25 protein-coding genes and 3 pseudogenes are annotated in these 23,660 nt (G+C 47.5%); 24 read left to right on the forward strand and 4 right to left on the reverse strand.

Going from position 1 to position 23,660, the window contains the following annotated elements; translation table 11 throughout:
* The 8 genes from EKN38_RS23285 to EKN38_RS23320 all read left to right on the forward strand — a co-directional run.
* Positions 1–1,186, forward strand: a 1,186-nt coding sequence (locus tag EKN38_RS23285; RefSeq protein ID WP_126522907.1) for a type VI secretion system Vgr family protein, incomplete at its 5' end; no start/stop codon positions are given.
* Between the two features lie 88 nt (positions 1,187–1,274).
* Complete coding sequence (locus tag EKN38_RS23290) at positions 1,275–1,679, forward strand: hypothetical protein (protein WP_238540741.1); 405 nt, start codon at positions 1,275–1,277, stop codon at positions 1,677–1,679.
* A complete protein-coding gene (locus EKN38_RS23295) occupies positions 1,672–2,235 on the forward strand; it encodes a hypothetical protein (protein ID WP_126522909.1) in 564 nt (187 codons plus the stop codon). The genes EKN38_RS23290 and EKN38_RS23295 overlap by 8 nt, the downstream gene beginning before the upstream one ends.
* A gap of 3 nt (positions 2,236–2,238) precedes the next feature.
* Positions 2,239–3,315, forward strand: coding sequence for a hypothetical protein (locus EKN38_RS23300; RefSeq protein WP_014832302.1), 1,077 nt, complete (start codon positions 2,239–2,241; stop codon positions 3,313–3,315).
* A gap of 75 nt (positions 3,316–3,390) precedes the next feature.
* A complete protein-coding gene (locus EKN38_RS23305) occupies positions 3,391–3,831 on the forward strand; it encodes a DcrB-related protein (RefSeq protein ID WP_043951653.1) in 441 nt (146 codons plus the stop codon).
* A 3-nt stretch (positions 3,832–3,834) separates the two neighbouring features.
* Positions 3,835–8,226, forward strand: coding sequence for an RHS repeat-associated core domain-containing protein (locus EKN38_RS23310; RefSeq protein WP_014832300.1), 4,392 nt, complete (start codon positions 3,835–3,837; stop codon positions 8,224–8,226).
* A gap of 1 nt (position 8,227) precedes the next feature.
* On the forward strand, positions 8,228–8,656 hold the full coding sequence (locus EKN38_RS23315; RefSeq protein ID WP_014832299.1) for a hypothetical protein: 429 nt from the start codon (positions 8,228–8,230) through the stop codon (positions 8,654–8,656).
* Positions 8,657–8,913: 257 nt separating this feature from the next.
* The gene (locus EKN38_RS23320) at positions 8,914–9,357 is read left to right on the forward strand and encodes a DUF6386 family protein (protein ID WP_014832298.1); all 444 of its coding nucleotides are present in this window, start codon (positions 8,914–8,916) and stop codon (positions 9,355–9,357) included.
* 43 nt (positions 9,358–9,400) lie between these two features.
* Here the strand turns inward: EKN38_RS23320 and EKN38_RS26280 are convergent.
* A pseudogene (locus tag EKN38_RS26280) lies at positions 9,401–9,481 on the reverse strand (hypothetical protein); the annotation flags it as partial.
* A 186-nt stretch (positions 9,482–9,667) separates the two neighbouring features.
* On the opposite strand from EKN38_RS26280, the gene EKN38_RS23330 reads away from it, so the two are divergent.
* From EKN38_RS23330 to EKN38_RS23410, 14 genes and pseudogenes are all read left to right on the forward strand, one after another.
* Positions 9,668–10,099, forward strand: a complete 432-nt coding sequence (locus EKN38_RS23330) for an immunity 26/phosphotriesterase HocA family protein (protein WP_014832296.1) — start codon at positions 9,668–9,670, stop codon at positions 10,097–10,099.
* Between the two features lie 234 nt (positions 10,100–10,333).
* Positions 10,334–10,834: pseudogene (locus EKN38_RS23335) on the forward strand (RHS repeat-associated core domain-containing protein); the annotation flags it as partial.
* Positions 10,835–10,884: 50 nt separating this feature from the next.
* Complete coding sequence (locus tag EKN38_RS23340) at positions 10,885–11,370, forward strand: hypothetical protein (RefSeq protein ID WP_014832295.1); 486 nt, start codon at positions 10,885–10,887, stop codon at positions 11,368–11,370.
* A 59-nt stretch (positions 11,371–11,429) separates the two neighbouring features.
* Entirely contained in the window at positions 11,430–11,702 is a 273-nt protein-coding gene (locus tag EKN38_RS23345) for a hypothetical protein (RefSeq protein WP_126522911.1), read from the forward strand.
* A 117-nt stretch (positions 11,703–11,819) separates the two neighbouring features.
* Positions 11,820–12,317, forward strand: a complete 498-nt coding sequence (locus EKN38_RS23350; RefSeq protein ID WP_014832294.1) for a hypothetical protein — start codon at positions 11,820–11,822, stop codon at positions 12,315–12,317.
* Between the two features lie 161 nt (positions 12,318–12,478).
* Positions 12,479–12,961 carry an SMI1/KNR4 family protein gene (locus EKN38_RS23355; protein WP_014832293.1) on the forward strand — a complete coding sequence of 161 codons (483 nt, stop codon included), beginning with the start codon at positions 12,479–12,481 and terminating at the stop codon, positions 12,959–12,961.
* Positions 12,962–13,025: 64 nt separating this feature from the next.
* Positions 13,026–13,346, forward strand: a complete 321-nt coding sequence (locus EKN38_RS23360; RefSeq protein ID WP_014832292.1) for a hypothetical protein — start codon at positions 13,026–13,028, stop codon at positions 13,344–13,346.
* Positions 13,347–14,118: 772 nt separating this feature from the next.
* A complete protein-coding gene (locus EKN38_RS23370) occupies positions 14,119–14,325 on the forward strand; it encodes a hypothetical protein (RefSeq protein ID WP_014832289.1) in 207 nt (68 codons plus the stop codon).
* A gap of 276 nt (positions 14,326–14,601) precedes the next feature.
* Positions 14,602–14,901, forward strand: a pseudogene (locus EKN38_RS23375) (RHS domain-containing protein); the annotation flags it as partial.
* Between the two features lie 187 nt (positions 14,902–15,088).
* The gene (locus tag EKN38_RS23380) at positions 15,089–15,493 is read left to right on the forward strand and encodes a hypothetical protein (RefSeq protein ID WP_014832287.1); all 405 of its coding nucleotides are present in this window, start codon (positions 15,089–15,091) and stop codon (positions 15,491–15,493) included.
* Positions 15,494–15,668: 175 nt separating this feature from the next.
* Positions 15,669–15,914, forward strand: coding sequence for a hypothetical protein (locus EKN38_RS23385; protein ID WP_126522913.1), 246 nt, complete (start codon positions 15,669–15,671; stop codon positions 15,912–15,914).
* Between the two features lie 144 nt (positions 15,915–16,058).
* Positions 16,059–16,541 carry a hypothetical protein gene (locus EKN38_RS23390; RefSeq protein ID WP_014832285.1) on the forward strand — a complete coding sequence of 161 codons (483 nt, stop codon included), beginning with the start codon at positions 16,059–16,061 and terminating at the stop codon, positions 16,539–16,541.
* A 26-nt stretch (positions 16,542–16,567) separates the two neighbouring features.
* Positions 16,568–17,044: a hypothetical protein gene (locus EKN38_RS23395; protein WP_050861335.1), complete on the forward strand. Its 477-nt coding sequence runs from the start codon at positions 16,568–16,570 to the stop codon at positions 17,042–17,044.
* A 946-nt stretch (positions 17,045–17,990) separates the two neighbouring features.
* A complete protein-coding gene (locus EKN38_RS23410) occupies positions 17,991–18,284 on the forward strand; it encodes a YciI family protein (RefSeq protein WP_014832282.1) in 294 nt (97 codons plus the stop codon).
* Between the two features lie 54 nt (positions 18,285–18,338).
* Here EKN38_RS23410 and ychF read toward each other — a convergent pair whose 3' ends face one another.
* Both ychF and pth read right to left on the reverse strand, forming a co-directional pair.
* Entirely contained in the window at positions 18,339–19,430 is a 1,092-nt protein-coding gene (gene ychF, locus EKN38_RS23415; RefSeq protein WP_013096225.1) for a redox-regulated ATPase YchF, read from the reverse strand.
* Positions 19,431–19,556: 126 nt separating this feature from the next.
* Positions 19,557–20,141 (reverse strand): aminoacyl-tRNA hydrolase, encoded by a 585-nt coding sequence (pth, locus tag EKN38_RS23420; protein WP_013096226.1) that lies wholly within the window; start codon positions 20,139–20,141, stop codon positions 19,557–19,559.
* Between the two features lie 273 nt (positions 20,142–20,414).
* Between pth and ychH the strand changes: the two genes are divergently transcribed.
* Positions 20,415–20,690 (forward strand): stress-induced protein YchH, encoded by a 276-nt coding sequence (gene ychH / locus EKN38_RS23425; protein WP_013096227.1) that lies wholly within the window; start codon positions 20,415–20,417, stop codon positions 20,688–20,690.
* A gap of 124 nt (positions 20,691–20,814) precedes the next feature.
* Positions 20,815–21,873 carry a MerR family transcriptional regulator gene (locus EKN38_RS23430; RefSeq protein WP_014832281.1) on the forward strand — a complete coding sequence of 353 codons (1,059 nt, stop codon included), beginning with the start codon at positions 20,815–20,817 and terminating at the stop codon, positions 21,871–21,873.
* Here EKN38_RS23430 and dauA read toward each other — a convergent pair.
* A complete protein-coding gene (gene dauA / locus EKN38_RS23435; RefSeq protein WP_014832280.1) occupies positions 21,859–23,538 on the reverse strand; it encodes a C4-dicarboxylic acid transporter DauA in 1,680 nt (559 codons plus the stop codon). The genes EKN38_RS23430 and dauA overlap by 15 nt on opposite strands.
* Positions 23,539–23,660 lie beyond the last annotated feature (122 nt).

The raw sequence follows: 23,660 nt of genomic DNA on the forward strand, positions 1-23,660 counted from the left end.
GTCACCGAAACCGGGTAGCATCGACGTGTACGACTGGCCTGGGCGCTTTGTGGAGACCGGGCATGCGGAGTTCTACGCCCGCATTCGCCAGGAGCGCTGGCAGGTGGAACATCAGCAGATTCAGGCCACCGCCACGGCAGCGGGTATTGCGCCGGGTCACACCTTCACCCTGACCAACGCACCGTTCTTCAGCGATAACGGTGACTATCTGGTGACGGCGGCCGGGTATCATCTGGAAGAGAACCGCTATGCCAGCGGCGAAGGTGAAACCATCCACCGCATCGATTTCACGGTTATCCCGGCGTCGGTGTCGTTCCGTCCGGCGCAGAGCACGGCATGGCCGCGCACCTACGGCCCGCAGACGGCGAAGGTTGTCGGGCCGCAGGGAGAGAGCATCTGGACGGACAAATATGGCCGCGTGAAGGTGAAATTCCACTGGGACCGTCTGGCAAAAGGGGACGACACCAGCTCCTGCTGGGTGCGTGTGTCGAGCGCATGGGCGGGCCAGGGCTACGGCGGGGTGCAGATCCCGCGCGTGGGCGATGAGGTGGTGGTGGACTTTATCAACGGTGACCCGGACCGTCCGATTATTACCGGGCGCGTGTACAACGATGCCAGCATGCCACCGTGGGCGCTGCCGGCAGCGGCGACGCAGATGGGCTTTATGAGCCGCACGAAAGACGGTTCCGTGGATAACGCCAACGCCCTGCGGTTTGAGGACAAGGCGGGTGCGGAGCAGGTGTGGATCCAGGCCGAGCGAAATATGGATACCAGCATCAAGAATGACGAAACGCACAGCGTCGGCGGCGAGCGTAGCCATTACGTAAAGAAAAACGAACTGCATCGCGTGGAAGCGAATCAGATCCAGGCGGTAAAAGGCGGAACCGAGATCCTGACCGGCAAAGGAAAACTGGATGCGGCGGTGGAGCAGTATGTCCTTGCCTCCGGCACCAAACTGCGGCTGGTGTCTGGTGAAAGTGCGATTGAACTTAACGCTAACGGCAAAATTAGCCTGATCGGTAAAGAGTTTAACTTCTACGTTGAAGGGGATGGTCATATCACCACGGGCGGTAAGCTGCATCTCAATACGTCAGGCGCTAAACCAGGCACAACGGCGCCGGGCGCGGGGCACAAAGGAGACATTGATGCGGCGGTTCAGGCGAAATTCACTACCAAGGGTGATTAAGGCTGGAGCAGTGCTTGTCGCGTTATTAGCGATGGGCATGCCATAAGGACACGCAACGAAAAAAGATTTCTGGATGTTCATTGCAGAGATGAGTGCTTCACTTAGAACGCTATCCAACACCAGTGTCAATCATCTGCCGTTGCAGTTTACGCTGATGAAAGATAATGAATACATTCACTTCTATCATGCCGATGATGTCAGGCTGGCGGACGATATGCGCATTACCGGGATTGATTTACGGGTAAGCAAAGAGCGCGACGGCATGGCACCGTTACTGAGTTTTTCCCCGTCAGGTCAGTGCATCACACTCGTTGCCGTTAAAACGCATTATCCGGAGCTGGTGTTAACGGATTACCCCCGGGGCCGCTCCGGGAATGAAGTGACCAGCTATACCGCGCCAGAAGATATGAATGGACAAAAGGTTAGTTTCAGTTTCTCCGTAAATAAACCTGATTGTCTGGACTCGGTTGTCATTAGCGCAGGCAATGATTAACGTGAAAAATCACATTTTAACATTTCTCCGTTTTACCGCGATATTTTCCTCTCTGAACTGCTATGTGGTGTATGCACATGATATGCCGCCGGTTTTAGTAAACCAGGATTTTACTGTGCAGATGGAAGATGAGACTGTCACATTGGGCGAAAGATGGACAGATGACGTTGCGCGTAAAATCGAGGTGCCGATAGAAGGTTATTTTGTCGGTGAGGTTCCTTTTGACGGAACCCACTATAGATTCTACCAGCATCAAAAGGCGGGGTTTGACATTTATGTTTCCAATCTCTGGTGGGATAAGGTCGAACGCAATGTTGACGATTATATCGTATCGCAAATTATCCTTACCGCCGGGGAGGGCAAAACACCGCGCGGTATTCATGTAGGGTCAACAGCCAGGGAACTCAGTAATGCATATGGCAAGGGTCAGATGGAAAATGATGCCGGGGAACAATGGTGTTTTTATCAATTGGGTAACAAGCTTCTCTCGTTCAGGATTAAAGACAGCAAGATTGTGACAATAACAATGAATTACGATAATGGCGCCCAAGAGTAATTTATGATCAGGAAAAATTTGGCATGCGCATTGTTCACCGTGCTATTACTGGGCTCAGTTGAAACTTCAGCCGCGCTTGAGCTATCGCAATACAATAGGCTCGATACCGTAGGCCACATCGTAAACGACAGCGAAGTGAATGAGATACTCAGGAAGACGCTGGGCCGCGATTACGAGACGTTTATTAGCAATTTTGATGTCTTTGGCGAACCCCATTCAACCTCAGGCGGAGGCCTGTTTGTTGAAGGCTGGCTTAACGATCTTTATCTGGAGAATGCGTCAGCTTTGGTCATCGAACCTGACGGCACAATCTATACGGCCTGGGTCGTTCCTGAGTCAGACGTTATTCATTATCAGTCATCTGATCATAGTCAGGTGGTGAATGCTGATATTCAGCAATGGGCTGCCAGATTCAAAGCGATGCATTTTGCAACGAACAGCCAGGCAAAATTAACGTTTGACGGGGTGTGGGCAGGCACGTTCGGCACTGATTCGACGCTAACCCTGCGTTTAACGGAATCAGGCGACCGTATCTCCGGGTCATATTGCTATATCTCTCAGAGAGGAAACCGCATCGATTGTCCCGCAGAGGATGAACACAATCTAAGCGGTGCTATCACGGGCAATCGTGCGAACGTTAAGTTCGACTCTTCGTTTGGCGGTGTGGATGGACGAGCAGTTCTGGAAATTAACGGAAGCAAAATGGCGTGGCGTTTAGTCACGCCTCCTCAAAAAGGCCGTTATTATGCTCCGCTGCGTTATACGTTAAATAAAGCGGCTCCCGTTCATCACGTTGAAACCAGAAAGCTGGATACCGATAAGTTCACTCTTTCTCTGGTAAATAACTGCGGGCGTTTCGAGAGTGAGTGTGGCCAGATGTATTATCTTGGCGTTCGCAAAAGTGATAACAGTACGATCTCCTTAAAGGGGAAAACGCTTCAGGATCCCACAGGTAAAATAACCGGCTCAACCTATAAGAATGGGGACGTTACCTATACCGTGACCTATGCACCACTGAAACTGGTTGTCAGCAAAGGCAGCCATATTTTAGTTGAGCAGTCGGGCCACTGGCTTGAATAACGAAACAGCCGGTCAAAAGGCCAAATCAAACCGGTCACTTTATTTCTTTCAATATTAATCATTCCGAGTCCACCTATGAAATACACCCTCCAGGAAGGTTCGTTTTCCCTTTTTCCTGCTGCCTGGCAGGATAACACGATGAACATCATTCGCGATGACGAAAGCGGGCTGTCCGTGGTTGTCAGTCGCGGGGTTATCCCGGATGGCAGCGATCATGAGAAAGAGTTTCACCGCCAGTGGGAGCTGCTGCGCCCACAGATGGGTGAGATCGTCCAGAGTGAATTTCAGCGCGTAAAAGCCGGTCCTGACGGCAAAATCAACGGTCTGGAAGTTGAAACCTCGTTTGACCGTAACGGCCAGCGCTTGTGGCAAAAACAGCTGGCTGTGCAGACCCCGTGTAAACCGGTCCTGATGATTTTTACCCTCTCGGCACTCAGAACATTCAATGAAGAAGACGAGGCGCGCTGGAGCGCGCTTAAGCAAAGTTTGACGCTTAACGACAACCGGAATGTGTAAGGCATGAGCGATAACAACGCGGCCCGCAAGGGTGACGAGATTATTCACTCCAGCATTTTCGCGGATATCACCAGCATTGTGGCGGAAGGTGCCGCCTATGCGGTGATCGGCGCGGCGGTAGGGCTGGCAGCAACTGCCGCCGCACCTCTGCTGGGGGCGGGGGCAGCCGCTGCGGGCGTGGCGGCGATTGGCTCCAGCTGCCTGTTAAGCGGGATCGTCGGTGGCGTACTGGCTAACCTGGCGGGTGTTACTGACGATATCAGTAATATCGCGGAGGGGCTGGGGGATGCGCTGTTCCCGCCGTCACCCGCAGGTAAAATCACCACCGGCTCCAGCAATGTGCTCACCAACAGCCTTCCCGCTGCACGCGCGGCCGGAACGCTGACCCCCGCAGATACTCCACCCCCGGAGCCACAGTCACCGGGTAGTTTTGCCGATTACGCGGGCATGTTGCTCTCCGCTGCCGGACAGTTCGGCAGTGAAATGTGGCAGCCGAGCGTGGCCTCCGCTGCGGCGGGTACATCGCCGCTGGAAGAGGATAAGGTCGCGTGTGAAAAACACTCCGGACCGCAGTATCTGGCGGAAGGCTCTAAAAGCGTCTTTATCAATGGACAACCGGCAGTACGTGCCAAAGATCGCACCACCTGCGAAGGGACCGTTTCCGACGACGTTTCCCCGAATGTGATCATCGGCGGCGAGACGCTGACGGTTCGCGATATCAAGAGCGGCAAAACGCCGGGGCTGGCACTGGGGATGATTGCGCTCTCCCTGCTGCGCGGCCGTCCGGGCAAGATTTTGAAGAACATGCCCTGCGCGCTGGCGGCCGCGGGTGGCGGGATGCTGGCCGATATGGCCGTCAATGCCGTATTTGGCTCCTCGCACCCGGTTCATGCCGCCACCGGCGTGAAGGTGCTGAATGACGATGATGAGCTCGATTTCTCGCTGCCCGGGCGTTTTCCGCTTCGCTGGCAGCGCAGCTATAACAGCCTGACCTCCCGCGAAGGGTTGTTTGGCCTGGGCTGGGCAACAACCTTTGACAGTTATCTGACGCTTGAAGAGAGCAATGCCACCTGGTTCGACGAAACCGGGCGTGAGCTGAGCTTTGAACTGCCACCCGTCGACCGCGCGTTCTACAGCATCAGCGAGGGTATCATCATCCGCCGCAACGAGAGCGGTGATGTGGCGATTGCCGACGATGACGGCGCGGTGTGGCGCCTGTATAAACCGACACGCGTGAATCCATCCGTTCTGCGTCTGGCCTCCCTTAGCGACGAATACGGCAACGCACTGCTGACGGAGTGGGATGAGCACGGCAGGCTGGTCGGTCTGCACGATGAGCCGCGGGCAATAGACGTCACCCTGCGCTATGAGGACGAACGGTTCCCGCAGCGCGTAACCGCTGCCAGCCATTTTGACGGCAGCCGTAGCTGGCCGCTGATGCAATGGGGTTACGATGCGCGTGGCCAGCTGGCGAGCGCGACGGATGCCTCTGGCGTCGTCACCCGCGAATACCGTTATAACGACCATGGTCTGATGGTCTGGCATCGTCTGCCGGGCGGGCTGGAAAGTGAATACCGCTGGAAAAAATTAGACCACTGGCGCGTGGTTGAAAACCGCACCAGCACCGGGGATGGCTGTCGTTTCACCTACGATCTGGACGCCGGGTTGACCACCGTCGAACACTACGATGGTCAGAAACGTCAGCACTACTGGAACGCGCAAAATCTGATCGTCCGCTACGTTGACGAGCGCGGCGAGAACTGGCGCTACGCGTGGGATGACAACGAGCTCCTCACGCAACGCATCGATCCGCTCGGGAACGCCGTCACCTTCGTTTACGACGAGATGGGCAACCGGGTGCAGGAGATCGACCCTGACGGCAATGCCCGCACCACGACCTGGCTTGAACACCGCGGGCTACCGACGGCCATCATTGAAGCCGACGGCAGCGCTACCCGGTTCTGGTACGACGAACATCACGGCCTGAAGCGCGTGGTGGACCCAATGGGGCAGACCACGCTGCTGCGCCGGGACGAGTTTGGTCTGGTCGTTGAAGAGGTGGATGCCGCCGGAAACAGCCGCCATCAGGAGTACAACGAAGCGGGACAAGTGGTGCGTGCGACAGACTGCTCTGGCCGCACCACCCGCTATCACTATCATCCGCTGGGCTGGTTGATGATCGAGACGGGCGCCGACGGCGAAGAGACGCGTTATCGCTACGACGCTGCCGGGCGGCCGGTGCAGCTCGATCGCCCGGAAGGCTGGACAGAGTCGCTTACATGGAACAAACGTGGCCTGCCAGTGAAGCATGCTGGCGCTGACGGTAAAGAAAGTGAGTTCAGATACGATGAGGCCGGACGCTTAACCGCCACGCGTAATACGCAGGGTGAGGAAGTTCGTCGCCGCTGGGACAGCAGAGGGCGTCTGATTGCCCTTGAAAATGAAAACGGCGAAGCGTATCAGTTCCGCTGGGGGCCTGACTCGCACTTGCTGGAGGAGGTGGGGCTTGATGGTGTGGCCTCGCAGTATCGCTACGACGCCTGTGGGCGCACGATAGCGCGCACCTTTGCTGCCGGTCATCCGGAGGCCATCACCCACGCCTTTGCCTGGAGCGCGAGCGGGCAACTGGTCGCCCGCACTACGCCGGAAGGGCAGACCCGCTACCACTATACCCCGTCAGGGCTGCTGACCCGGATTGGGCTGCACCCGGCGCTTTCAGCCGACGCGTGGAGTACCGAGGCCGAGCAGGAGCTTTCCTTTGAGTATGACGCACTTGGTCGCGTGACCCGCGAAGCGGGCGAGCACGGTGAGCTGGCGTGGCAGTATGATGCCCTTGGCAACCGCACCTCCGTTACGCTGCCGGATGGCCGCGAACTCAAACAGTTCTACTACGGCAGCGGGCATCTGCTCAGCATTGCCCTTGATAAGCTGTCGGTATCCGACTTTACCCGCGACGAACTCCACCGGGAGACCAGCCGCACGCAGGGCCTGCTCACCACCCGCAGCGAATACGACCGTTTAGGTCGCCTTCATCGCCGGGATGTCTTCACCGGCAACGCACAGCGCCCGTCACCACGCCGCTGGACCCGCCGCTGGGATTATGACTACCGCAATAATCTGGTGCGGGAAGAACGGGACGATAACCCGTTCAGCTGGTACCGCTGGCAGTACGACAGCGCCGGGCGCCTGCTGGTTCAGGACGGCACGCTGCCCGGGCAGGAGCAGTGGCGCTGGGATGCGGCCGGTAACCCGCTCGACGGCTCTGCTGAGAAGGTCACGCACAACCGCCTGACGCAGCTGAATGGCATTCGCTGGCGTTATGACATCCACGGCCGCACCGTGGAGAAGGATAACGGCCAGACCCGCTGGCACTACCGGTACGACGGTGAACACCGCCTGACGGAAGTGATCAGCCAGCCGCGGGATCGCAACAGGCCACAGACGCAGGTCAGCTTCCGCTACGATCCGCTCGGGCGACGCATCAGCAAAACGCGCCAGCAGATGCTGGGCGGACAGCCAACCGGTAAGCCCGTCACCACCCGGTTTGTCTGGGAAGGGTTCCGCCTGCTGCAGGAGCTGCACGGAGATGTACCGCTGACCTATGTCTACAGCAATCAGGACAGCTATGATCCGCTGGCACGTATTGACGGCGTTGATGCTCCGGAGATTTTCTGGTTCCACTGCCAGCCGAACGGCACGCCGGAACGGATGACGGATATTGAAGGGCAGGTGCGCTGGGAAGGCGTTAACAGCGCCTGGGGCAAGCTGCTACGGGAAAGCGAGACGCAGCTATCAGGATATTCCCAGAACCTGCGGATGCAGGGGCAATACCTGGATCGTGAGACAGGGCTGCACTACAATCTGTTCCGGTATTACGACCCGGACTGCGGGCGGTTTACGCAGCAGGACCCGATAGGGTTGGCGGGAGGGATAAATCTTTACCAGTATGCACCGAATGCGCTGGGGTGGGTGGATCCATTTGGTTTAAGTAACTTAGCATTACCTGCTCCCACCTCCCTTGATCCATGGGGAAGCGATGCTATTTTACACTCTATGCCAGTTCCTAAAGGTGGAATTACTGTTGAAATGGCAATGTCTCCAGGCCAAACTCAACCTGGAGGATGGGCTACCGTTGATCACATCCCAGATGTCGACTATGTCAGAATGAAATTAGCTGTTATACCTGAGTTTAAATCAGATATATCTCATGTCCAAAGATTCCATATACCTGAGGGCGTGCAAATTCAGGTCGGCCCGGTTGGGCCGCAGACTTCTGGAGGAAAAATATATCCAGGAGGGGGATCTCAAATTCAAATCCTTAACTATTTGGATCGAGCTAAACTTGTGCCAGTCGGCCCACCCAGAAAAATCTCATCAAGAACATGTGGTAAATAATATGGATTCTATTTATAATTTTAAACTATTAACTAATCTTGACGGTTATGATGCTATAATGAACCCTAAAGGGTTGAGTGTTTATGAATTACTTCCTTATGGAGTTGAGTGGGAATGCAACGGTGTTGCTTATAGAATTAAAAATGAAAATAAAATAATCCCGTTGCTTTTAAAGAGTAATGATAAAATTGCTCTAATAAAGTCGCCCTTTGATAAAAAAGAAAATCAGGCGTTAATCATAACTTCTTTTAATGAGGTGAATTGGAATGTGAGCGCGATGATAAGGGAAAAAAATAAAAACGCTATCTTTACAGATGTATATTATGTTTTTGATGAACTGTTCTTCTTTGTGAATATAAATAATTGCGACTATCGATTTTCATTTGACACTAAAAATGGTCGTGCCGGAGATTTGATTGTTTCATACTAGGGGTTATTAAAAAATAAAATAATCCCAAGATCAAGCAAGGCCTTATAATATTTACAGAAAGCAGGGTTAGTTAATATATTTACCAAGATTGGAGCTATTTTCTGGCCCTTTAGTTTTTTGGATGTGAGTGATGGCGTTTTTATTTTGTTGCAGCTAGTGATAATTCGCCTATTATATAATGCTCTTAGACAATCTGGGCATCGGATGGTGATTTTCATTGTGCCCATTATTAAATTAACACTTTCTTTTATTATGCAATGACAAAAATTTTAAACATACAAACAAATACTGCAGCATTAGTTATTTATGATTTGATATCATTAAAACATAGAATTAATGATGATGCAGATTGGTGGAGTCTTCCAGAAGATGAAGTTGAAGAAATAAATAAAGGGAATGTATTATTTCTCAATCTTGGAGATGATGGTGTCTATAAAATACTTATTAAGCATGATGTTGATGAATATACCGGGTCGCTATTTTTAAAAGCACCTTCTGGAAAGGTTTTCGTTGGGGCTGGAGAGGATGTCACGGGCGGAGATCTTGAGCCTGATGATTCAGATGTTATATCAGGTGAGTTTATAACTTTAGAACCTGGTAGTTACGAAGTTAAATATAAAAAGCAAGGTTCAGATGTTATAATTTCCTTTACAAAAGCAACGTTTACTGAAAACTCATTAGAAGAAGGAGTTTATCTCTGAGTTACATCCACGCCCTGGCGTGGATTTTTTCATTCAAAACAAATCAAACGTAAAACAAGAAGTTCATCACATCGCCATCATTAACGATGTAATCTTTACCTTCAGTACACATTCTGGCTGCCTCTTACGCTCCTTGCTGAATCTTACCCTCAATAAGCTGTCCTTATACCCGCGACTAACTCCACCGTGAAACAAGCAGCACGCAGGGGCTGCTTACCACACGAAGCAAATATGATATTGCAGGTTATGGTAGTGATTGGGGTGGGGAAGTATTGAAAGATGCGTTATCAATTCGGAAAGGGAATGGCTTATGAAAGTAAAATATAAAGAGGGTGACATCTTTGTCATTCCAATGAGTAATGGGAAGTATGCGCTTTGCCAGGTTGTTTTTGCTCCAAAGCAAAAGTTTAAGCAAGCAATAGGTTTCTGCATTTTATCAATACAGGATACGGAGGAGTTTGAAGAGAAAAGTTCACTAACATCTCTATCTTTTGAAAAATTTGGCATAGTGATGAAGGTTATTTTCACTGGCAACCAAAATATTAGCAAAGGCATTTGGAAAATTATTGGTCATACTAATCTCACAGAAGAAAAAAAACAATTAAAAATATTTAATTATGCTGGTGGTTTATATGATGGGGAGGAGGAAATCAGGCGTTTGTCTGTTGCTGAATATCCTAATTACACAACTATGGGGGTTTCAGGCTTTGAGCTTGTCGACAATGTTCTGATAAATATTTGATCATCAGGGGAAGGGAGTTTCCCCAGCTAGTTTTCATACAACAGCAACTCATTAACACCTTTAAAAATTCACAAGTTTTTATGATCGTCTGGCCAAATAGTGTTGCAACAATGCATGCTGGAGAAGAATAGCCACAAGTTTGTCGCCACAGATCTGGATATCAATACTCATACCTTCACCCCGAGCGGGAGATAACAGTCGGTCGTCTGCACTACGGTGGAATGGCTGACCAGCTACCACGACATCCCGTCAGGTCTGCACTACAACTTTTTCCGGTATTATGACCCGACAGCGGGCGGTTTACGCAGCAGGATCCGATAGGGCTGGCGGGCAGGGATAAATTTTTACCAGTATGCGCCGAATGCGCTAGGGTGGGTGGATCCGTGGGGGTTGAGCCGTAAATGTAAGGATCCATCTAAAGAAGCTACGAGATGGCAAGGTCAAGGTGATTACAAAGGTATAGATGTCTACAAAAACAGGAAACTGAAAAAAGGCACGATTCTGCATGCATTATATCCAAACGGTGATACTCCTCCATCATATGCAGTGACTTATCCAACCGTTAGGCAAAATAAAGGAAATGCTATAGGCTACCATGAAGCACTTCAGGTTAAAATAGATCCTCATCGTACCTTAAGAACGCAAGTAAGAGCTTATTATGTCAGCGAGGATATTGATGTCGCATATGGAAGAGCATTGGCTAATAACATTTATGGCCGAGGGGGAGGGATGTAGTTCTTTATCCCGGAGGAATTTAGAAATCTACTGATACCGGGGAAGGTTATATGCATATGATTGATTTTGAAATTAACATTGCAGATGGCAAAGTTAAGTTAGATAATAAAGATCTTTTGATACAAAGGGAGGATGAATTTATAGTTTCAGAACCATACAAATATCTTGAGTCAATAAACAAAGTGCAAAGACTAATTCCTTATCATTATACCGTTAATGCCGTTCTTTGGTTTAGTAAAGAATTTGAGCTTATAGTACGCCCATTATGCTTTAGTAACTTACCATTTATGATGCAATTAATTTATAAAGAAGGTGAATATTATAAATCAATAAATGATTGGAATAAAGTTTCTAACATTGATATGTTAAACAAAGAAGTAGATTTCCTATATCGCTGGGTATCGGAGGTATATGATCTTGGCAAACCAGATGAAAAAGAAAAACATAGTGTAACATGGCGTATGGAATGGGGTGATATAACTATTTGCTATGATATTGAATCCTTTAATTGCGGTGTGTATTTAACATGGAGTTAACAATCTAAAATATCCCTCTTGACTAGAAATATAGGTTGCGAAAAGTTTGCGAGTTCCTGATGAATAGATTAAATAATTTAGCATATGCACTTCAACAAATGATTTTAGAACTATCCGTAAATGGAAATAATGAATCTGCCGCATTTTTTCAAACTCACTATGATATGATAATAAAGCCAGGATATACAATTTCTGTTGAAGTGCTTGAAAAACTATCAAATTGCATGTCAATGTCTCAATACGCTAACTTCTCCCTCAGGGAAACCCAACTATTAGGTAATATTGTAAATAATGCAATTGCAGTTAAAAGTAGAATGCACAATAATAGCTAAATTCTTTCATAAGAACCGACTTAATTTAAAAATGGAATCGGGCATGATTTTTCAGCCAATTAAAATATCTTTTCTTTATCTAGTGTATTAGTCTTTAATATTGGGAGAAAATTGGAGATGTCAATGTATGTGGATAATATTACTGGCGATTTTTTCTTTCACAAAAATCTGGCGCTTACACCCTTTATAACAAAAAAAGAAATAATGGAGAGTAATTGTTTAAATTGGGAGCCTTGGCCAGACAAGGGGGATAAAACTGTCTCTTATAGGACTATCTTTGACATAAAAGGAAACAAACAGGGTGATATCTATTTAATTGTTAATTTTGTTCAATGTAATGATATAAATGCTATTATTGGTAGTTGGAGTTTTGCTCCTGCAAAGTTAATCGATGGGGAGCAAAAGAAACCAGAGGGAAAGGTTACAAAAAGGCTAAGGGATTGGTTTAAAGAAAAAACTAATATCAACCTTCCGATTTATGGTTCATGGGGGCATATTGATGCGTCATATGACTATTGGAATTGTTCAGGCACTATTTTTTGCAATTATCGTTCCAGTTTCAGAGATGATAAATCCTGGAAGGCTTACTGTAAATGGAATAGCATTAAACTTTGATTTGGGGATGGGGGCCGTATTGGGGGGCGTTGAACTTAGTGGAGAAAAACTGTAGACAGATTATGAGCCCAAAAAGAACTAAATATTATTCTATCTGGTTTGTTGGTATATAACACCTTAAATAAATTCGCAAGTTTTTTGAACGTCTGGCCAAATAATATATGAATCATTTCAGTAACTGTGAAAAAAAGATTGGACGTGCAGATATTGCTAAAAATGAAGAGGAATTATCTATTATTCTTCCGGATGATTTCATTTCACATTATCTGCAATTTAATGGTGGCACTCCTGAGAAAAGTTGGTGGGCCGATGATGAAGATTTTGAACCAGTAGAGGTGGCTGGGTTTAAACCGTTTATTTATAATAGTCATACAAATGATGACCCAAGATCTTTAATTGATGGTTGCTATATCAGCATGTTGGATAGGCAAGTGATCCCTGAAAACCTTTTTCCCTTCGCAAATGATTGGGGAGGAAATTTCTTCTGTCTGGATTTAGATAATTACTCAATTGTATACTTTGCTACAGATTCTTTTGATGAGTATTTGACTATGCAAGAGAATCACATAAAACTTCAAAGATATCTGACAAACTCATTTTCCAACTTTGTTAATGGATTAGTAACAGAAGAAGATCTTTCTTAAGAAACCATTAAATGTAAGAAATCTATTCACTGCAATTTATAAGGGTAAATGTAAATTGAATAAGATGCCAGATAATTCGATTATTGTTATTGATGTGGCTGGGACTAGTATAAAAATACGTGTTTTGGGAAGTGGTTTAATTATGAAAATGCAGATGATAGGTTTTTCATTAAAAGATGAATTAATGGTTATACCTGTAATCGACGAACAGGATAAGCAAAGAATAATAAGACTGTTAGTTGACGAAGGTGCTCTTTTTTTATTTGGATATGGTTGGTATCCATCAGAATTAATAGAGTATTATCAAGAACAAAACATCAAATTTGGTAAATATAAAATTATATACTGGAGTGATAGAGATACATACCATATAGAGGAAAGATAACCCTCATAAAATAAATCCTGGAGAGCACTTATCAACCATTTTGATAATCTTCAAAGTACAGGATGAAAAAATACTTTTGTTTTACTGGCTCAAGGTTTTTTTACCTAAAATTCAATAAGTCAAAGGAAGTAAATGTTGTCTGTAGTTTCACAGTTCAACAACATGGCTTGTATGATTGGTTTTAGTCCTATGATATGGAGCATAACGTGTTGTCTTGATGAGAACCTGCGCACTGCGAATTCCGAGATTGTTCGGCGATAGACCTGGAACGCTACTTGAACCGTTTACTAAAGCATACCCTGAAAAAGACCAGGGTAATGTTCAACAGCTGCATGCTGAAAAAAGAGTTATTAATTACGACAAAATTGATATTTTCCCAGAGGAGCCATGATAAATTTGCAATCTTATAATGAAGTGTTGGGCTTTCTGGAGTTATTTTTTCAAAAATATATTCTTGATTATAATTGCCTCCTGGATATGCAATCTATTTTAGAGGGTTGTCGAAAAGAAAAAACGGTGGCTATTCGAGCTATAGACTCATGCTTTATGGTATATAGACGGAAGACTCAAGATTATAGAGTCCTTACTCATGAGGAACAGGAGATATGGCGGCAGTTGTTCAATGTATGGCAATAAACTTTTATAAGCAAAACTGGCAAGATTGTTATTTCAATTAATATCCTGTATTGTTTTACTAAGGTTATGCTATTACCATCGACATCAGGAGGTAATCTCTTTTTTTGTATGATAGTATAAATCCGGAGTAAAAGCGATGACAGAAAAAGAGTTACGAGAGAATCTTGTTTATTTAATGAAAAAATATGTTCGGGAAAGCCAGCAGGAAGCTTTTTATGAAGACATATCAATGCATGAAGTGCCAGTAAAAGGTATTTTAGCTGAATTTAATAAAGTCAAAACAAGAACTGTTGATGAAGTGGATGGAGATTTGATACGTGATATTTATTTTTATTTTTGCTGACTAACATTTAAATGGAAAATTACTTTACTTAGGTGGTTTGTGACATTTTTTTGGACGATGAACAGGTTGATGCCTCTGACAGGATAAATGACTCTTGACTCGTCCCAATCCTTATCTGTGAAAAATAGTAAAAAGATTAATTACAGCTTTTAATTTATATATCACGCATTACGCTTGATGTCTTTCTTTTAATTTTATTCACTAACTGTTCGCCGCTGATGATAATCCACTCTAAGGGGCGATTGAGAAAATAACCCATTACCGTCTGCTGCACGGATGCACGGGAACGTGCCGATGGTTTGAGTCTACAGCGACCAGGACAGCTACGATCCGCTGGCGCGTATTGACGGCGATGATGCATCGGCGATCTTCTGGTTCCATTGCCAGCCCAACGGCATGCCGGAGCGGATAGTGGATATCGAAGGGCAGGTGCGCTGGGAAGGGGGGAACAGTACCTGGGGCAAGCTACTGCGCGAGAGCGAGACGCAGGGATCAAGATATTCCCAGAACATGCGGATGCAGGGGGAACTCCTGTATCGTGAGACAGGGTTGCACGACAATCAGTTTCGGTATTTTTTGACCTGGCCGATTACTCTGAGGTACAGAAATAAAGAGAGATGACAGCGCGGTTGCATGGATCGGATATAGACACTGCACTTTCAATAGACTCCTTCACAAGGTGATTCGTGGTGGTTTGATGCATGAAGGAACGTGAAATCTTTCTGAAAGGACTTTTAAGAGGCTACATTGAGGTGATGTTACCATGATAAATGATAATAAGCTTATTGATTATGCGCGAGAAAAAATACCGAATGAATATAGTTCTTCTTTAAATAAAAATAATAATCTTCAATGTGCATCATTTATAAACAATACTCAAGATGAGTTGCGAATAATGAAAGCGCATAAAAATAATACAAAACTTACAGGGTTGGAGGTAGAAGGTCTTGATGAATTAATTATTGCTCTTGAAAATTTTGATGAAGAAACTGTCTTAGTAATTAATATCCGAACTAAGTTATTTTCCTTTAAAATTTATTCAGATAAAAATAATGCTCTACTGGGTGTTGTAATCCTTAAGTTAAAAAAGAAAACCGACGAAGATATTCGATTTGGGCGAGATGTTCTTGGCATTACGACTCCTCTTCCTGACATAGAAAATGATTAGTCTTTATTGCTTAAACTGGTGTACAGACCAACCAGAATCTCCATGCGTAGCGTTCCGGTATGAATTTACGCCTTGCATACATGGCTCCTTTGGAAAATGGAAACACAGTTTTAGGCGCATACCAGAAATTGGATATGCTAAAATAAATCGGAATAAGAAATCAGAGAAGCCGGTCATGAATTACGATTCATATAATGAAGTACTAGATTACCTCAATGTTTTTTTCAACGAAAGAGTGAATTCATCAATTTATTTAGAAAAACTAATGACGTTGATTGAAGGATCTCGCTCTGAAAAAACGGTGATGATAAGAGCTATTTATGAAACATACATGCAGTATGTAAAACAAAATAGAGATGGCATAAAAGTTTGCGCAGGGGAAAAAGAAATGTGGATTGACTTATTGCACCATTGGCAATAAGACTTTATTGTTATGCGCATGTAATTGTAAATGTTATAACAAATGTAATTTGTACACGGAAAATACTCGTCATATGGTTGTTATCATGTTAAGTAGAATATATCATAAGATCTTGTTAGACAGTCAAAAGTAAAGCAGGGGAACATGATTGCATTAAATTTAAATCCGATTACCGGTGATCTGAAATTTGATGATCTGCCTTTGGGAATGGATACTGAAGAAGGCTTTTGTAAGAGTGGTTTATACCACGAATTAATCAAGCGAAAAGCTGTAAATAAAACCATGCCGAATCACTACCTTGTTGACTCAGTAGCGTTTTTCGACAAAGAATTTCAAGTTACTATACGTCCAGTGTGCTATGGATTTCCTTTTATGCTTCATCTTGTTGATAAAAATAGTCAATACTATAACGCATTAAATGACTGGAATGCGCGAACTAATATTCATATGCTTAATGACTCAGTGAAAAGCTTGTCTGATTGGCTGAAAGAATCATTAAACCTGGAAACGCCTGATACCACGGAAACAGACATGATGAGATGGCGCTTTGAATGGGGACGGGTTTCCGTCTCATATGAGATAAAATCATTTAATCATGGGGTATATATAGTTTGGAATATAACATAGTCACTTTCAGATAAGGTGGTTTAGATATGTTAGAAATGCATTTTGATGTTAATAGTGGCTTAGTGGCCATTGATAACCACCCCCTTGAATTAAAGAATTTAGAGACGTTTAAAAATTCGGAGTTTTACAAGTTATTCTCGCCATTTACGACAATAGGCCATTATTACTTCTCTATTGATAATATAGACTGGAAAGATCAAACTTTCATTTTGGAACTGAGGCCTTCAGTGTTTTCTTTTTCCCCTTCAATATTCCTTACAAGTAAGAATGGAAATTTTTATAAAACTTTAGGAGATTGGAATAAAAGAGCCAATTTGAGTAATTTATCTGAAGAAGAACAACGCTTGACAGCATGGATTGAGAGTGAAATAACCTCACATCCCAAACTTAAAATTATCACTCCCCCATATGGAATTCAATGGGATCATGAATGGGGAAGAATTATTGTACAGTCAAATGAAAAAAGCTTCGATTGTGGTATTTATATCGAATGGAATGTTTGATTAAATAATGTTAGTGATTAATAAATCGCCCCGTCTTCTTCTCACTTTACTTGTCTATTAATAAATTCAAAACTTTAAAAGAAATGAAAATAACTAATCGACTGAAGAAGAAAATATTAGTCCTGGATGGCATAGATAATGACTTTATAGATTATGGCACAGAAATAGCATGCCCTGAATGCGAGGGTGTAATAATCTATTCCATCGTGAACTCATATGAGTTCGACTTGCTTTCTGAAGAGGTAAAATACTTCCTGGTTAAGAAAATGAGAGGTGTGAAGTTCGTCAGTGATAATAATATATATATTTACGATGACAGCCAACTAAATGTTTCGCAAAACACATGTTCAAAGTGTTTAAAAGAGTTTTCTACTGTATTAACGTATAAAGAAGTGCAGCCAGCCCGATACCGGGTTTATCTTGTGGGGCTTTTTGAAGGTGATTTGAAACAGCTCAAACTTTAAAATTTGAGGTTTGCCAATGATTGAAAATCTCATTTGTAGTAAAGAGAATGACCTGCTTCAATGGGCATGTGGTGAAAGTAACATACTGGTTAATATGCCATTTTTAGACTATGCAATGGTCGACTCAACACGCCAGTTAGTCTTTGCGTTAAGCGAGCCAAAGCCATTATAAACCGTTTTGACCATCTTCAATGCTCAGGGCGACAAACTATTTTGGTCTGCACCTCCTGAAGGCGCGACTTTCTATTACTTAACATTCAACCTGTCAAAGGAAGTGGTCGTTGTCTGTAGCTATCCAGCAAAAAAAAACGGCTGGCATGATTGGTTTTACTCCTGGGATATGACGCGTAACGCGTTGTCTTGCTCAGGCCCTGCATATTAAGATCAAATGCGCCCAAAATGATAACAATAACCGGGTGGCAAAAGAGGGACTGCATAATCAATTCCAACAAGCGGCTTAAAACACAGCTGAGAGGCAAAGCATGAGCACAGTTTATATTGTCATTTTAACCTATATCAAACCACTCGAAGAGATTGATGCAGCGATACCAGCGCATGTTGAGTGGCTAAAAAAAGGGTATGCAGAGGGGATTTTCCTCGCATCCGGAAGACGGGTCCCGAGAAACGGTGGTGTCATTCTCGCTAAATGTGAGAGTCTTGCCTCACTTGAAGAGCGACTACGCGAGGATCCGTTTCAGAGGTTAAAGCTTGCGACTGCTGACATTATTCCTTTTGAACCCAGCATGAAAACAGAACGCCTAGCCAATGTGTTCTGACCCCGCAATAAAAAAATCCACGCCGAAGCGTGGATTTTTTTCATTCATACCGACTCAGACGTTAAACAGGAAGTTCATCACATCGCCATCTTTAACGATGTAGTCTTTCCCTTCAGCACGCATCTTGCCGGCTTCTTTCGCGCCTTGCTCACCCTTGTAGGTAATGAAGTCTTCGAACGCGATAGTCTGCGCACGGATAAAGCCTTTCTCGAAATCGGTGTGGATCTTGCCCGCAGCCTGTGGAGCCGTTGCGCCAACAGGGATAGTCCATGCACGCACTTCTTTCACGCCAGCGGTGAAGTAGGTCTGCAGGTTGAGCAGGGCATAACCTGCACGGATAACGCGGTTCAGACCTGGCTCTTCCAGACCCAGCTCGGCCATGAACTCGTCACGCTCTTCGTCATCCAGCTCGGCGATATCGGCTTCTACAGCGGCACAAACCGGAACAACGACAGAACCTTCTTTCTCGGCGATAGCACGCACCTGATCGAGGTACGGGTTATTTTCAAAACCGTCTTCGTTCACGTTGGCAATGTACATGGTTGGCTTCAGCGTCAGGAAGCTCAGGTAGCGGATAAGCTCTTTCTCGTCTTTGCTCAGGTCCAGTGAGCGCAGCATACCTGCGTTTTCCAGCTGTGGCAGACATTTTTCCAGCACCGCTAATTCGGCTTTGGCGTCTTTATCGCCACCTTTGGCTTTTTTGGAGATACGGTGGATCGCACGTTCGCAGGTATCCAGATCCGACAGCGCCAGCTCGGTGTTGATGACATCAATATCTTCCGCCGGGTTTACTTTGCCCGCTACGTGGATAATGTTGTCGTTCTCGAAGCAACGCACCACGTGACCGATCGCTTCGGTTTCACGGATGTTGGTCAGGAACTGGTTACCCAGACCTTCACCTTTGGATGCACCCTTCACCAGGCCCGCGATGTCCACGAACTCCATGGTGGTTGGCAGAATGCGCTGCGGCTTCACGATTTCCGCGAGCTGGTCCAGACGCGGGTCAGGCATTGGCACAACGCCAGTGTTAGGTTCGATGGTACAGAACGGGAAGTTCGCCGCTTCGATACCCGCTTTGGTAAGCGCGTTAAACAGGGTGGATTTGCCCACGTTTGGCAGACCGACGATACCGCATTTGAATCCCATTTCTAAATCACCTTAATATCTTGATAATCAATCCGTTAACGATAACCGACTGATGAAAAGTAAATAACTACGCCTATTATACACGTAACCCGCCTACCGCGCGGTAAAAATGCCGTATCGGGCAGATTATTGCGCTTTGAAAGCGTGCAGGCGGTTTGTCGCTTTGGTTAACCCATCTTTGAGCCAGATTTCAGTGCAGCGCGCCGCTTCGTCTACCGCCTCATCAATCAGTTTCTGCTCAGAAACCGGGGGTTTACCCAGCACAAAACCAACAACTTTGTTTTTATCGCCCGGATGGCCGATTCCTACGCGCAAACGGTGAAAATTCGGGTTATTACCCAGCTTGCTGATGATATCTTTCAGACCGTTGTGTCCGCCATGGCCGCCGCCCAGTTTAAACTTTGCCACGCCTGGCGGCAGGTCCAGCTCATCGTGAGCAACCAGAATCTCATCCGGATTGATGCGATAAAACGTCGCCATTGCCGCCACGGCCTTGCCGCTCAGATTCATAAAGGTGGTAGGCACCAGCAGGCGCACATCCGCACCGGCGAGATTGATACGTGAGGTATACCCGTAGAATTTTGGTTCTTCACGCAGGGGAGCACGTAACCGTTCGGCCAGCAGATCAACGTACCAGGCCCCGGCATTGTGGCGGGTTGCAGCGTACTCTGCGCCTGGGTTGGCGAGGCCGACAATCAGTTTAATCGTCACGATTCAATTCCTAATGGGTTCCAGATCTGGCGCGTAGTTTACTGTCTGGCGCGCCGCTTGACAAAATTCTGCGACCTTAACAGCGAAATACGAATAATTACTTATTTGAACAATTAGAATTTCAAGCTGTTCAATGCGTTATTTGTAAATTTTTGTTTGGGAGTAATCTGTAATTGTGATCATTCACGCAACTCATAAAAGTGGCGTTGTCTATACTTTACACACAAGGAATAGGGATTTATTCCCTACAACCCAAGGTTCCGGAGGTGACATATGAAACGCAAAAACGCTTCGTTACTCGGTAACGTGCTGATGGGGTTGGGGCTGTTTGTGATGGTAGCCGGTGTGGGTTATTCAATTTTAAACCAATTGCCGCAGCTTGATCTCCCACAATACTTCGCGCATGGCGCGGTATTAAGCATCTTCCTGGGGGCGGTACTGTGGCTCGCCGGGGCGCGTGTGAGCGGTCATGAAGAGGTGTGTGATAAATACTGGTGGGTGCGCCATTACGACAAACGCTGCCGCCGCGACCAGCATAAGCACAGCTAGTGCGCAGACAATAAAGAACACTGAAACGACTCCTGATGGAGTCGTTTTTTTTTGCCTCAGGGGTTGACCCTCACGTAACGTAAGGCACCAGAGTGGCGGCACTGGCAAAGTAAAAGGAGCAGTTATGTTGATTCAGGTGGGTGAACTGGCGAAACGGGCCGGGATCACCGTGCGAACATTGCATCACTATGAGCAAACAGGGTTATTGCTGCCTTCTGCCAGAAGCGCGGCAGGTTACCGGCTTTATAATCTGGCGGATGTACAGCGCTTGCATATGATTCAGGCACTGGCAAAAGCGGGGCTGGAGCTTGCTGAAATCAGGGATTTTCTGGAGCAGGAGTCGCTTTCGTTAACGGAACTCCTCGATGCGCAAATCACTCTTCTGGATAAACAGCTGCGCAGCATTAACACGCTGCGCGACAGGCTGGTGGACTTGCGCACCGGGCTTACCGGCGATGAAACGCCCGATCTGGAATCCTGGCTACAGACTCTGGAGTTAATGAATATGTACGATCGCTGGTTTAGCAAAGAAGAGTTACAGCAACTGCCGTTTGCGGTGCAGAAAGATGCGCTTGCGGCTGTCTGGTCAGGGCTGGTTACCGAGGCCAACACGCTGCTGGAACAGCACATACCCGTTTCTGACCCGCGGGCGATGGATCTCGCGACGCGCTGGATGGAGCGCCTGGAGCAGGACACTGCCGGCAAGCCGGAGTTTCTCACCCGGCTGAACGAGATGCACAGCGTCGAGCCGCAAATGCGTGAGCAAACGGGCATCACCGCAGAGATGACCGACTACATCACGCGGGCGTTTGCCGAATCGAAGCTGGTCATCTGGGAGAAATATCTCTCTGCCGATGAGATGGCTTTTACCCGGAAACATTACTTTGACCGCATGATGGAGTGGCCGCCGCTGGTGGCGAAGCTGCACCAGGCGCAGCGGGAAAATCTCGACCCCGCCTCTGACGAGGCGCAAAAGCTGGCTGAAACCTGGCTGGCGTTGTTTCAGTCATACGCAGGAACAAACCCTGAGACGCAGCAAAAGTTTCGTGCTGCTATGCAGCAGGAGCCGCATCTGATGAAAGGGACGTGGATGACGCCTGCTGTGCTTGAATGGCTCCAGCAGGCGATAGGGATAATGATGCAGAGACGTTTCTCCGCATCAGATGAATCACAGATCCGCTAACGCGGCGTCGCGGTTGGGATAGAAGGCAAGGCGGCCAGGGATCGGCTGCACGCCAGCGCGCGCCATGGTGCGCAGCGGCTGAAATTCCAGATTACTCACCCGCAGCTCACAGCCTTCCGGCAGACGTTTTACAAAGCGCTGGAAGGCGTCCAGTCCACCGGCATCCAGCACCGGTACGGCATCCCATTTCAGCACCACAATCCGTTTGCCCGCAATGCGGGATTCCAGATCGCTGAACAGGCCTTCCGCCGCAGCGAAGAACAGCGGACCGATCACCCGCAGCACCAGCACATCATCAGGCACCTCCACGTTTACCGGGGAAAGGCGCGTCATCTGCGCGATCCGGCGCATAAACAGCAGGGAGGCCAGCACGATGCCGACGCTGATGGCGATCACCATATCGAACAGCACGGTCAGCGACATACAGATCAGCATGACGATGATGTCGTCTTTCGGTGCGCGACGCAGCAGGTTCACCACCTTATGCGCTTCGCTCATGTTCCAGGCCACCATCAGCAGCAGGGCGGCCATGGCGGAGAGCGGCAGCCAGGAGAGCAGCGGCGCGAGGATCAGCAATGCGAGGATCACCAGCACGGAGTGGATAACCGCTGAAACCGGTGAGGTTGCGCCCGCGCGCACGTTGGCTGCAGAACGGGCGATAGCCGCGGTGGCCGTAATACCGCCAAAGAACGGGGCAATGAGGTTACCTAAGCCCTGGCCGACCAGCTCGCTGTTGGCTTTGTGCTTGGTACCGGTCATGCCATCGAGCACCACGGCGCAGAGCAGAGATTCAATCGCCCCCAGCATCGCCATGGAAAAGGCGGCGGGCAGCAGTGCACGCAGCGAATCCCAGCTTAAGGTAAAGCTGGAGCCGGGCAGTTCCCACGGCAGCACCAGCTGCGGTAACAGCTGCGGAATGCCGCTGCCCTGTGAACCATCCGCCAGAACATAGTGGAACTGCGAGCCGATGGTGGCAACGTGTCCGCCGAGCATATTCACGATAGCCATCACCGCGCAGCCCAGCAGCAGGGCGGGCAGATGGCCCGGGAGACGGATCCCCAGACGAGGCCAGACGATCAGCGTGCCCAGCGTCACAATCCCGATGGCGGCGTCGCCCAGATTCGCAGTCGGCAGCGCCATAAACAGCGCGCCCACTTTTTGCAGGTAGTGTTCAGGAACGTGAGCCATTTGCAGGCCGAGGAAATCCTTGATTTGCATCGTCCCGATGGTGATGCCGATCCCGGAGGTGAACCCCAGCGTGACGGAAAGGGGAATATATTCAATCAACCGGCCAAAGCGGGCCAGGCCAAAGAGAATCAAAAAGAGGCCAGACATGAGCGTGGCAACCAGCAGGCCTGCCAGACCAAACTGCTGTGATACCGGATAGAGGATCACCACAAAAGCAGCGGTTGGGCCGGACACGCTGAAACGCGAACCGCCCGTGAGAGCAATCACGATCCCGGCGACGGCCGAGGTATACAGGCCATACTGTGGAGCCACGCCGCTGCCAATCGCCAGCGCCATGGCCAGCGGAATGGCAATAATACCAACGGTGATCCCGGCAATCAGGTCACGGATAAAGCGTGACGAGGTGTATTTCTCTTTCCAGCATGCGTCGATGAGGGCGCGAAAGGGCAGAACATGTGAGGAAGTGATGTTTTTCACAATTATCTATCATCCGTATGCGCATCATCTGTCATATCAATGGCAGGTGAAGGAGGCATTAATCATACAAATAAAACCCAGAGACAAAAAAACCCGCCGCAGCGGGTTTTTCGGCCGTGTTC

Origin of the sequence: Enterobacter sp. WCHEn045836, assembly GCF_003965585.1 — a bacterium.
Taxonomy (GTDB): domain Bacteria; phylum Pseudomonadota; class Gammaproteobacteria; order Enterobacterales; family Enterobacteriaceae; genus Enterobacter; species Enterobacter dissolvens.